Raw genomic sequence first — 11,994 nt, 5'->3', positions numbered from 1 at the left:
AGTGAATTGCCCTTCGATATGGAGTAATTCGGCAGACCCGAAATCCCGCCATGCCATCCGGCCAACCCAGACCCGCACTGGGTACCGAAAAAAAGATTTCAAAATTCCCACTATGTGAGATGTGAGCATGTGAGACGTTCCGGCCGGACTGCTCGGGGACTGGCGCTTCGACGTGGCGAGGGCGATATGTCTCGATCAAGTAATGTCTGCATATGGCGCCGGACCGATGGCGATGGTCGGCAGTCCCCAGCGGTGCGCAGCCTCGAATCGCACGCAGATGTCGGGTAGTAAGCGAATGGAACTGGAAATGTTGAAGATTCGTGAGATCCGCTCCGAGTCCGGGATCATTCCTCGACTCGCAGTGCGGTGGTTGATGATCGCGCTCGCCACGATCTTTGCATTTTGGCCCACCTGGACCAAGCTTTGGCAGAGCACGGCCAGCGGAACTGCCATCGGCTACGTCTTCGCTCTACCGCTCTTGTGCCTGGTTGCAGCCGTCGGAACAGACTTGAGGCGCGGCCCGGAGCTTCCGATTCACGATCGTGAGACCGACAAGATAGTCGGCTGCATCGGTCTCTTCGTCGCGTTGGGACTTCAAGCGCTCCTGCTACCGCGTTTCGCAGAGACCTACGAACTGATGCATATCGACGTCATCGCAGCCTGGGTATTCGTCTGGAGCGCAGCGGTTCTGATGTTCGGCCTCCGTCCGGTCAATCGGTACTGGGCAATCTGGGTGGTCCCGATCATCTTGGCGCCGCTGCATTACCGCGCCATCGCGACCGAAATGGGCGGGACTCGTTTCGACTACAGCGTCCTCATGGTGCTTGTCGCGTCTGCCGCGACCACGATCGCCGTCAGTAGAACGTGGAGGCGAGGGGCGATCGCCTTCGTCGCCGCAACGGTGCTCGGTGTGGTGATTCTCTACTTCACGATTCAGAAGTATCCCACTGCTCCGCTTTTCGCCGTGCAGTTGTTTCCGGCACTCGGAACCGCAATCGTCGTCGGCGGCGCCTTCTATCTGTACGAACGCCGGGGTAAGTCGCTCAAACCGTTCGACCGACCACTCCGAAAGCCCTCGACAGCCACAAGCAACTGGACCATCCTCGCGGTGTTTGCCGCCGCAGTGCTGATGTTCTTCACGCCGCTGCCATCGACAAGTTTGACAGTCAACGTCGGTCCGCCCCCGGCTACTGCGGATCCTCGACTTGTCGTTCCACTGGGCTGGCATCAGATTGGAGCATCCGAATACGACTGGCCCCGTCGCTACTTCGGCAGCACCTCCGAGCTGAGTCGTCAGACCATTCGGGCCGACACTCCGAATCCCGCTTGGGACTCACAGATGCGGCCTCGCACGGTACAGATTGACGTCGTCCAGGTCCGTCGACCCTCCACGCTCGCCGTGTATCCCAGCAAGACCACCTACGACCTGGAGAACGCGAGAGTCAGCCCGACGGTCACGCTGGAGCTGCCGCACGGGATCGTCGCCGAGATGTACACGATCGTCGACGACGCTCTCCTTCTCACATGGAGCAATCTCAATTTCGTCTGGACGCGGGGCGACGGAGCCGCGCAACGAGTCAGCCTGATCAGCGTCGACAATCACGAACCCGACGCCTACTTCCCCGAACCGAAGCCGTCGATGGCGTCCAACGGTAGCAATACCCTCGCCGTTCTACTGCGTGGTGAAACCTCGACCGAAGACACCGAATCCGAGTACAAGGACCTGGACATGCTCGAAGCACTCGCTCGACTACTCGTGGAGGCTCAGACGTGGTGAACGAAAACCGAAGCCAGTCCAACAGTGTCGTGGTCAGCGGTGACCCGGATACAGCGGAGTACCGCGAGGCCGCCCTGCACGATGCAGTGAACGGTCTACGCGAGCGCCATCCGATCTCATCCGCCTCCGTGGCCTTCTATCCGTGGCAGCGAAATACGTTGTTGGCAGGCTTTGTGCTGGTCGTCGTCAGCCTCGTGTTCTTCCTCGTCCCGACTCTCATCGCGCTGACATTGATCTGCACCATTGGATACATCTGGGCGATGGTCGACCGTCTGATCTTGTTCACGAGGGGTCTCGATGCGTCCTCGATCATGACGATCAGTGACGAAGAGGCACTTGCTCTTTCATACGACGACCTTCCCACCTATACCATTCTGGTCCCCGCATACAACGAGCCTGAAGTCGTCGGCGACCTCATCGCAGCCATGCGAGCGATCGAGTATCCGGCAGACAAGATGCAAGTCCTTCTCCTACTGGAGGAAGACGACGCCGTCACTATCGAAGCTGCACTTGCCGCCGGTGTGGACGAGGTCGTCAGCATTCTGAAGGTGCCCGCGGCCGATCCACGAACCAAACCGAAAGCATGCAACTACGGTCTGCATTTCTCGACGGGCGAGATCGTCACGATCTACGACGCCGAGGATTCCCCCGACCCACTCCAATTACGTCGAGTAGTCGCAACTTTCGCGAAACTTCCCGAGAACACTGCTTGTGTTCAGGCCAAACTTGCATTCCACAACGGAACTCAGAACCTGTTGACCGCGTGGTTCACCGCCGATTACGCGCTGTGGTTCAGCTTCATCCTTCCTGGATTGATGCGGAGCAATTCACCGATTCCTCTCGGCGGCACTTCGAATCACCTACGCCGTAGCGTCCTCGACGAGATCGGGGCGTGGGATCCTTTCAATGTCACGGAGGATGCGGACCTCGGCGTGCGGATTGCAGAGAGCGGATATCGCACCGCGGTCTTGAATTCCACCACGCTCGAAGAAGCCAACAGTGACACGATCAACTGGATCAGACAGCGCTCGCGTTGGTACAAGGGCTATTTGCAGACGTGGCTCGTCCACATGCGCCAACCCGTCAAATTATGGCGAGGATTGGGTCCGATCGGCTTTCTCCGATTCACGATTCTCATGGCCGGCACACCTTTGGTCGCCACTTTGAACATGGTGTTCTGGCTCATCAGTCTGGACTGGATTCTCGGACAACCTGAAGTGATCCACCAGGTCTTCCCCAACTATGTCTATTTCCCCGCGTTGATCTCTCTGGCATTCGGTAATGCCGCTGTTCTCTACATGAACCTCGTGGCGTGCCGAGAAACGCGAAACGCGATGCTCCTCCTCGCCTGTCTGACTGCTCCGTTGTATTGGGTGCTGATGAGCATCGCGGCGATCAAGGGGACCTACCAATTGATTCGCAACCCGTCCTACTGGGAAAAAACCTTCCACGGTCTGAACACGTGACAACGCAACCCTCACGTTCTACACAGGTGTGAGTTATGTCTACTGATCCGCCTCACCCACAATTTCACCCGATTTCGGGTTTCACCGGAAAACGCACAGCTAGATGGTTGCGGTAAACACACAATCCAGTCACAAAACTTAACTACCGGTACGCGAGAACTGCGGTGATTGGTTGCCGAATGATCACAGATCAGCCGTCGAGCGCCTTACGTGTCGAGACGGCGCTGGCTTACCGCGCAGCACTCAGGCACTATGACCGGTATGAGCGGTTTTTCGGAATGGGTGAAGCATCAACTGGAACTTCGCCAAGAAACTGACGTAGCCGATGCTGCGCGTGCGCTGGGAATACGCCCCTCCGAGCTCGGTCGGTGGCTGTCCGCGAAACGCCCTCCCACGCAGGACACGATCAGAACTGCTTGCCGCGTCTTCGACGTCCACGTCCAGGAAATTCTTGTCGCGGCGGGCTACATGACACCTGACGAGTCGGGTCTGGACGACAAGCCGATTTCGCTGTCGTCGCTCAGCACGCAAGATCTCCTCGATGAGCTGGCGAGACGCTCCGCGTCGCATAGCCTTGCAAGTCAGTAGGTCAGCTGCGGATCCGGCTGATCCAATCGTTCCTTGAGCCAGACTCGCAACTCCGGTCCGTACTCGGTGCGACTGAGCGCATGGTCGAGAGATGCTCGCAGAAAGCCTCCCGGGTTACCAAGATCGTGGCGGGTTCCGTGATGGACGACGACGTGAACCGGATGCCCCTCCGCGATCAACAGCGCTATCGCATCCGTCAGTTGTAGTTCGCCACCCTGCCCGGGTGAGATTCGTCTGAGCGCGTCGAACACGGCGCGATCGAGAAGGTATCGTCCGGCCGCGGCGAGAGTGGACGGAGCATCCTCAGGAGCCGGCTTCTCAACCATGCCGATGACGGCAAGTACATCGGGATCGCTGCCCTCCACAGGTGTTTGGACGTCGAATACTCCGTAGGCCCCAACACGATCGGGCGCGACGTCGAACGCGCACAGCACAGAACCACCACGCTCGGCACGTACCTTCGCCATCGCGTCGAGAATGCCGCAGGGGTGGACCAGATCGTCGGGAAGCAGCACCGCGAACGAGTCCTCGTCCGCATCCAGCACCGATTCGACCAGACCGACAGCGTGTCCCAATCCCAGCGGAGACTCTTGCACAACCGGCTCCACCGAGATCAGGCCCGGAGCCCGACGCACACGTTCGAGTAGATGGTGCTTCCCGCTGGCGGCGAGCTTGCCCTCGAGCACCAGGTCCTCGACGAAATGCCCTACGACCGATGCCTTGCCCGGCGCAGTGACGATCACCAGACGTTCCGCGCCTGCTTGCGCCGCTTCGCTGGCGACCAGCTCGATCCCGGGTGTATCGACCACGGGGAGCAACTCTTTCGGAACCGTCTTGGTGGCCGGGAGGAAACGAGTCCCCATTCCGGCAGCCGGAACCACAGCAGTCTTGAAAGGCCGTTCAGCGCACCCAGTCATCGTTCACCTCTCCGCTCACGCGATGTTTCACACACTTACCGTTACGCGCATGCAGCGGTCGTCCCCCCATTTCGACGACCGAAGCTCACACCGCATGTACAGCCTGCGCACAAGGTCTACCGGGCGGCCGATGCCGCCGCAAGTTGACTCGAACTCGGAATTCGTTGCGCGCGAGAGCTACACACCACCCCTCGATGTCACTTCCACGAGGGGCGCGCCGCACTCCGCGCACTACCCGTTACCGCGGCGAACGGTTGTGATCGTATTTCGACGTTGACCACGGCGGGACGTAGCAACTGACCAAAGAGACAGGTACGACACAACTTCCGAACTCAGCGCCTCAACCGGACCGTCCCCAGCCGACCCGGACGTAGGTCCTGGAGGCGTCGCATCGATGGTCCCGTGCGACTTCACCAGCCTTCAAGTTCGGTTATCCACAGGTGAATGCCACTGAATACCATTGAATACGAACGAAATACGATCATCACGCCGCAACACCAGGTTCAGGTTGTTATCAAATCGTGACCATACTCCCACTGGGCGGAACTCCCAGTGGACTACTCGCAGTGTCCTAACTTGCCAGTGAAGCAATCACGTCGAAGAGTGGATCGTCAGGCCCGATATCCATCGTGCATTCGTTCGGCCGTGGATCCGGCACGAATGCCCACAGGAGAGCTCCGGCCGTACCGGCCACCTTCTGCCCCGTCAGCTTCGTCTCGATATTCGTGGCTCTGGTCGCCAGTGATTCACAACTGCCTGCCAATTCGCCTGTCTCGGCGACCAACAACGGCTTACCGACGTTCGCGGCCTGTTCGATGCGACGCGCCAGTCCGTTCCACTGGTCGCCCGGAAGCGGAACCCCGTCTGCTCCGTAGTCGTGATACTGCAGAACGTCGACGAAGTCGGACTCGCTCACGTACTGGTAGTCGTCACCCGCAGTGCCGCACTGACCGCCCCCGACGTATCCGGCCGTGATCAGGGTGTTCGGATCGATCGCCCGAAGTTCGGCGCCTGCCGTGTCGAAGAACTCCCGCAACACCTGCGCGGAATCAGACGGGCACGTTCTTGTCCACCAATTGCAGGCGGCATCGGTACACAGGCTCGGTTCCGGCTCCCCCACCAATTCCCACGCCGCGACGGAAGGCTCGTTCTTCCAACGGTCGACGGCGGTGTGCATCCAGTCCTGGAAGCTCATGGTGGCTCGACCTGGGATCAGGTTCGCGACCTTCCACTCGTCGGTGTACCAGTCCCTGGATTTGAACAGCCCGTCATCACACCCGCTGTCCTGGGGTGAGAGCACCGGAATCGTGAACTGATTGTGTCGCGCCGCAGCGTCGAACACCGCGTCCATCGGGCCGAAATCCATATCCCCGGACACCTTGTTCACCGCGAGCGCCTGGAACGCGTTGAAACGCGTGACGGAGTTCGGTGGCAGAGAACCGAAGTAGGCATCGAGATCGACCATGGCGCCACAGCCGAAGTTCACCGACCAATCAGTGGCCAGTTGATAAGCATTCAGCCCGGTAGGCCACCATGGCTGTCCGTCGAGCGTCAGTCCGCTCGACGACGCTCCCACCCGAACCGTCTTGGGCGAATCGGCAACCACCGGCGTCGTGAACATTCCTGTCACCACCGCGACGGTTGCAAAGCTGACTACAGCGGCAGCGATACGGCGACGCACTGTGCCAGGCACACGCGGACGCACTTCTTCAGAAGACATCTACAACCATCCACGTCATACGGACAATCCTCCCACACGAATTGCCTCATCGACCCGTTTGCCGTTCACCGGTGACGCGATACAAACGCCAGGCCGAAGGGTCCATGCCGCCGTCGTTGGGAACCTCGAGTACCAGCGCTCCCACACCGCCGGCCCCGGTGTCGTACATCGTCGGATAGCGCCGATTGACCGCGTCCGACACACCGCGACCGGTGTTCGGCACCGACAGGATGTATTCGACGTGATGTTCGGCGGGGTTGTTCAGTACGCGCACGAAGTCCGCATCGGAAGGCACGACGAATTGCCGAGGGTTGTTCGACGACGCCACGACGGCATAGCTCTGCACGGTGTCGAGCAGAACCGACCCCTCCGGCAGAGCCAAGTCGTCCAGGTATCTGGCGATGCGACGCTCGGCCGCAAACGTGCGCAGATTCGTCTGCTCCTCCAGGTTCTGCCGGCCCGGAATGATCGCACTGGCAATGGAATGCTCGAGCACTGCGATCCGCGCATTACCCATCGCGACAAACGTGACCAGCGTCGACCCGACCAGCAAGCACAGAGAGATCACAAGGGGCAGAGAGGGCCCCGACTGCTCGGGGTACGTCGATACCGAGCGTGACGCAGCAGCCCCCGGTCGACGCGTGACGACCGGCGCACCGCGAGGTGCGATCAGGACGACCAACACGAAACACAGCGGAATGATCGAAATGTAGAAGCGCAGAAGGGGAAACGTCGATCCCATCACGTAGAGCAAGGTTTGGGCACCGAGGATGGCGCCGAACAACACAAGAGGCACGACCACTTCGGTGTCGCGCCGCCGAAGTGCGTAGATGATTGCAAGGACCGCGAGCACCGGGAGCGCCGGGCCGAGTACGGCCATTTCGGTAATCGAGAACGCGAGACGGGCGATCGGTGAGTCGGTTCCGGCACCAGCCTGCTCCAGGATGGAACTGTTCCCGTAGACCGACGAGAACTGTTGGAACGCTTGACCTGTGATGAGCCAACTGGCAAACGACCACAAGGCGAAGGCAAGGAATCCCGGCATCAGCACTACGGCACCGTCGAGGGCTGCTGCCCAGAGCCGCAAGCCAGGCCCCGCGCCCTCGCCGCGCTCCTCAGCAGTCGGGCGGAAACGAAGCCAACTCACCACGGTCACCAGCACCACCGCGACGAACAGCGGGGCCAATGCGTCGTATCTGGTGAGGTACGCCAGAGCGAACGCGAGGCCGGCACCGATGAGGTCGTGTACGTCGTCGCTTCGCATCCACCGAATCAACCGACGTGTCGCCCACAGAACGAAGAAGAGGAACGGAGCTTCGCTCATTCCGCTCGCCGCGTACATGACGATCATCGGGTTGACAGCGAACAGCACGGTCAGGACGACGGTGACCCATCGCGCACACCCACGGTCGCGGCTGATCCCACGTACCTGAATCACAGCACCGGCCATGAAGGCCGCGGACATCACGACCGCAGTGATGTTCCACCGCAGCAGATCCGGCCACCAATGACCCATCAGGCCCAACGGAATCTGGACTGCCGCCGTCAACGGGGTGAACACGAACCCGATCGCCGCGAAGTGCGGATCACGGCTGAGCAGCATCGCCGACACCGCGGCGACGCGGCTGAGCGAATCGGTGAAGATGAACCCGATACCCGCGTTCATCCACACGCCCAACGCGGTGTAGATCGCGAAGAGCGCGACGAACATCCGCCATGGCTTGCGGCCCGGTAGATCGTGGACCGCGACGGACAGGGCCGGGCGATCGGTGACGGTCACTGTCCGCGACGCCGAGCCACGAGCACACCACCGACGGCAACAGCAATCAGAACCACGGTCCCGAATCCGATCCAGCCGATCGTGACCGCGCTCAGTCCGGTCTCCTCTTCGGCCGAGGTCGCGGTGCCCAACGGGGCGACGTTGACTCCGACATCGAAGGGCTCACCTCCCCGAGGCGCGACCAGGAGATCGCCGGTCAGTTCTGCGAACCGGTCCTTCCCACCTTCCAACCAGTCGAGCAGACCGTCGGCATCGGCCGCATCACCCTCAGAGGTCAGCGCCACCACTTCGTTGTGCGAACCCGAAACCACCTGCAAGGCACCGTATTGTCCACCGAATTCCAGACCCTGCAAGCGCAGGAGCCCTTGATCTGCTGTGTCCATGGGTAGAGCCACCGGAGTGGGAAGCGTCCCGTCCGCCGCGATCAACAACGCCGGCAGCGAACTGGTCGCCGCGTCGCCGAACGGGAGCACACGCGGTTGCAGCGGCAGATAGCTCAACCGCTGCATCGCGACAACGAGGCGCTGCGCGCGAACGAGATCTGCGAAATCACCGTGACTCAAACCGACATCGAGTGTGGGCAGCATCGACTGCGGTAATGCCTGGAATCCTCCAGGCGTCGGCGGGAATCCGGTAGTGGACGTAATGGTGCTTGCCGGATCGACAGTGAGCGAAGACGGGCTACTGGTGCCGCATTGGAAGTCGCCGGTCACATCCATCGAGACCTCGAAGGTCAGGTCACGACGCAGGAGTTCGTTCGGAACATCGACGCCGATGTCGAAGCGCCCTGTCTCGTTCACCGTCTGCGAAGCAAGCCGTGAGTCCCCCAGCGAAATCGACAGTTCTCCGTTGCGTGAATTCGGCAGCGGTACATAGGAACCGATCATTCGGATCGACACGTCCTTCATCGGACGCCCCAGTTGCGACTGGCTGAACGGGACGTCGACCTCGATGTGATTGAGACCGGAAGCCGTCAACGTTCCGAGCTTCAGCTCACCGACGGTGATGGCGTCCTGGGAAATCTGGGCAACTGTGTTGTCCGGTGACGCGAGCGCCCTGCTCGCCGCCCAGTAACCGTCGAAGTTCGCCGCCAACAGACTGACCTGAGGAACGAGGGTCTTGTCGTCCCCTGAAATTCGCAGCACTGGTGCAGCACTCGGAGCAGCCGCGAGATCGATGCCGGCGTCCCCACTGTTGCCGAGCACTACAGCTCTCTCGAAAAGTCCCGGCTCAGCGGACGGCAGACTCTGGCCGTTCGGCAGTTGCTCCACCACCACGGCGTCAGGCTGACTTCCGTACTTGTTGACAATCGCTGCACTCAGCTGCAGAGCCGCACTCTGCTGTGACCGTGACGAACCATCCGTGACGTAGATGGTTGCCTTCCTCAAAATCGGCGGAAAGAAGGTTGCAACAGTCGTGGGCTGCTGCTCGGCACCGTCGTAGGCGACAAAGGCATCCCGGAGCGCAAGGGGCTGGTATCTCGTTCGGTCGTAGCAGCGGTCGTCGACGGGAACGAGGTGAGCGATCATCGACACGGTCACGCTCCGGTCGACCACTTCGAGACCTTGCAACGGAACCGAAATCGGTAGGCCGGTTCCGGCCTGCCCGGCGTCGAAGTCGACGCGGCTCACCAATCTGCCGTCCGCAGTCACTTCGAGCCAACCCCTACTGAAGTCGGTCGGGGCGGTCAGGATTCCGGTCACGGCTGTTGCGGTGAGTCCGTCCGGCACCGGCACGGTCACCAAGACGGGTGCGTCATCGGAGGAGAACACGATGTCTGTTCCTCGTCCGAGTTCGGTGAAGGAGATCGGAGTTGTGGCTGCGGCGGCCACCGAAGTATCTGCGTCGTCCTCGAAATCCTGGGCGGAGGCGACACTGCCGAGCGGAAGCAACAAAGTGACCGCGACAGCCACCGGCATTGCCAGCGCGCGCGTCAGCCAGGTTCGAGAGTGGCCCATCAGCGTGTCTCCTCGACATTTCTTGTTTCCGCGCAATCACCAAACACAAATCACGAGTAGCAATCTCGCCAGTTCGCGACGGTCGCAGGTCCGATCGCACCGTTACGGACAAACAAACCATAACGACCAATTTATGCGTTTGGCTAATTATCCCGGCGGGCGAGACTTTTGTTACGGCATGTCACATGATTAGCAATCACCACCACCGGGAAGTCGAAAGACGCCACTGAAAAGCCCGTCAATACGCCTGAACGTCCGTCCAGTCCGGGCGCTTCACGGGCGGAGAATTCTCAGATAAAGGAAGCTGTGACGATCAATTCGATCATCCCCGCCGGCAAGAGTGCGATCGGAAAGCTAGTCGGTGCGCCGTTCCACTTCGCATCATCGCTGCGCATGGCCAGGGTTTTTCACCCTCACGGGATCGAACTGAAGGGAACATTGAAGCCGGCCACCCCATGGTGGCCGGTATCGGAGTCGTCGACGATTACCGTCACCGCTCGAATGTCGAAAGCCCTCGGAACACCCGGAGACCTACCCGACGTACTCGGCCTGGCGCTTCGGTTGCACGATGTCGGCGCAGATGAAAACCCGTGGGACATTCTTCTCGCAACATCAGGACTTTCTACCTTCTCGAAAATGTTTCCAGCTCCGGCTTTCTCGTGGAACGGCGCGAGATACAGCACACTGGTTCCTTACTCACGCGCGGGCGGTGCCGCGGCGTGGCTGATCGTGACACCGCGCGGTGTCCATCCGGCCGGCACTTCTTTGTCTGCATTGAAAGCTGCGGTCGATCATTCCCCGCTGCACTTCTCCGTGTACCTCGCGAGAATTCAACTTCAGTTGATACCGATCGGGCATCTCTGTCTCGACGAGGTCGAGGACCACCCGGATTGCCTCCAGCCGTCCTTCGATCCGATTCTGAACAGGCCGGCCCACATGCGCATGCTTCCGGAGTGGCTCGCAGAAACGCGCAAGTTCGCGTATCGCGGTAGCCGCAACGGCCGAGGAGACACACAAAAGCGCGGTTGACCGGACTTGCCGATCAACCGCGCCGAAGCTCACTCAGCTTGTGAACTTGTCCTTGATATCCGAGACCTTGTCACTGACAGTGTCTCCGGCCTTCTTGACCTTCGCCTCGCCCTGATCGGCAACACCCTCGGCAGCCAGATCATCGTTGCCCGTGGCGTTTCCGAACTTTTCCTTCGCTTCGCCGATGAGATCCTCAGCGCGGTGCTTTGCCTTGTCGATGAAGTCAGACATGTATTTCTCCTTCTTGAATTCGGTGTGGATTCGGTCGTGCGTTCGGCCGTGGGATTCGGCCGTGGATTCAGTCGAACTCGAACTGCGTGGACAAATGTGTCAGCGTTTTCCGGTGACTGCCTTGACCAGGAACAGCAAGATGACAGCGCCGAGGAGGCAAGTGAGGAAGCTGAAGATCCAGCCCGCGCCCTCGACATCGACGCCGAAGACTCGAAGCAGGAAACCACCGATCAGGCCGCCGATCACACCGACAACGATGTTGAGGAAGATCCCCTGCTGCGCATCGGTTTTCATGATCTTGCTGCCGATCCAACCCGCTAGTCCACCGATGATGATCCAGGCGATGATTCCGAGTGAGAGCATTGTGACTCCTTGAGGTAAGGGACGGCGCAATGAGAGACTGCCGGTGAAGGGAGAGTTCCGAGCGATCGGCCCGCGCAACTAGACCGTGATCGCGGGTTGTGTTTGCACACAACCGGACTCTCCGCCGCACGACGCGGGGGATCGTGCACTCAGTAGCAGCCACAT

10 protein-coding genes are annotated in these 11,994 nt (G+C 60.4%); 4 read left to right on the top strand and 6 right to left on the bottom strand.

Features of this window, described 5'->3' with window-relative positions:
* The first annotated feature begins 307 nt into the window (after positions 1-307).
* From G9U53_RS21715 to G9U53_RS21705, 3 genes are all read left to right on the top strand, one after another.
* Positions 308-1,777 (top strand): hypothetical protein, encoded by a 1,470-nt coding sequence (locus G9U53_RS21715; protein WP_232508984.1) that lies wholly within the window; start codon positions 308-310, stop codon positions 1,775-1,777.
* 29 nt (positions 1,778-1,806) lie between these two features.
* Positions 1,807-3,243, top strand: coding sequence for a glycosyltransferase (locus G9U53_RS21710; RefSeq protein ID WP_257230690.1), 1,437 nt, complete (start codon positions 1,807-1,809; stop codon positions 3,241-3,243).
* Positions 3,244-3,504: 261 nt separating this feature from the next.
* A complete protein-coding gene (locus G9U53_RS21705) occupies positions 3,505-3,831 on the top strand; it encodes a helix-turn-helix transcriptional regulator (RefSeq protein WP_228232489.1) in 327 nt (108 codons plus the stop codon).
* On the opposite strand, the gene G9U53_RS21700 is transcribed toward G9U53_RS21705, so the two are convergent.
* From G9U53_RS21700 to G9U53_RS21685, 4 genes are all read right to left on the bottom strand, one after another.
* Positions 3,825-4,748: a UTP--glucose-1-phosphate uridylyltransferase gene (locus G9U53_RS21700; RefSeq protein ID WP_007726597.1), complete on the bottom strand. Its 924-nt coding sequence runs from the start codon at positions 4,746-4,748 to the stop codon at positions 3,825-3,827. The two genes, G9U53_RS21705 and G9U53_RS21700, sit on opposite strands and share 7 nt — an antisense overlap.
* A 571-nt stretch (positions 4,749-5,319) precedes the next feature.
* The gene (locus G9U53_RS21695; RefSeq protein ID WP_058038946.1) at positions 5,320-6,468 is read right to left on the bottom strand and encodes a cellulase family glycosylhydrolase; all 1,149 of its coding nucleotides are present in this window, start codon (positions 6,466-6,468) and stop codon (positions 5,320-5,322) included.
* 46 nt (positions 6,469-6,514) lie between these two features.
* Positions 6,515-8,248, bottom strand: a complete 1,734-nt coding sequence (locus G9U53_RS21690; RefSeq protein WP_064689397.1) for a glycosyltransferase family 39 protein — start codon at positions 8,246-8,248, stop codon at positions 6,515-6,517.
* A complete protein-coding gene (locus G9U53_RS21685; RefSeq protein ID WP_165639180.1) occupies positions 8,245-10,206 on the bottom strand; it encodes a cellulose biosynthesis cyclic di-GMP-binding regulatory protein BcsB in 1,962 nt (653 codons plus the stop codon). Before G9U53_RS21685 ends, G9U53_RS21690 begins: the two co-directional genes overlap by 4 nt.
* Positions 10,207-10,512: 306 nt before the next feature.
* On the opposite strand from G9U53_RS21685, the gene G9U53_RS21680 reads away from it, so the two are divergent.
* On the top strand, positions 10,513-11,235 hold the full coding sequence (locus G9U53_RS21680) for a hypothetical protein (protein ID WP_063314882.1): 723 nt from the start codon (positions 10,513-10,515) through the stop codon (positions 11,233-11,235).
* 33 nt (positions 11,236-11,268) lie between these two features.
* Here G9U53_RS21680 and G9U53_RS21675 read toward each other — a convergent pair whose 3' ends face one another.
* Both G9U53_RS21675 and G9U53_RS21670 read right to left on the bottom strand, forming a co-directional pair.
* Positions 11,269-11,466 carry a CsbD family protein gene (locus tag G9U53_RS21675; protein ID WP_007726588.1) on the bottom strand — a complete coding sequence of 66 codons (198 nt, stop codon included), beginning with the start codon at positions 11,464-11,466 and terminating at the stop codon, positions 11,269-11,271.
* A gap of 99 nt (positions 11,467-11,565) precedes the next feature.
* A complete protein-coding gene (locus G9U53_RS21670) occupies positions 11,566-11,829 on the bottom strand; it encodes a GlsB/YeaQ/YmgE family stress response membrane protein (protein WP_047890188.1) in 264 nt (87 codons plus the stop codon).
* Between the last annotated feature and the right edge of the window lie 165 nt (positions 11,830-11,994).

This window comes from Rhodococcus sp. D-46 (assembly GCF_011290655.1).
GTDB lineage: Bacteria > Actinomycetota > Actinomycetes > Mycobacteriales > Mycobacteriaceae > Rhodococcus_F > Rhodococcus_F qingshengii.
This window is presented reverse-complemented; position numbering and strand designations above follow the sequence as displayed.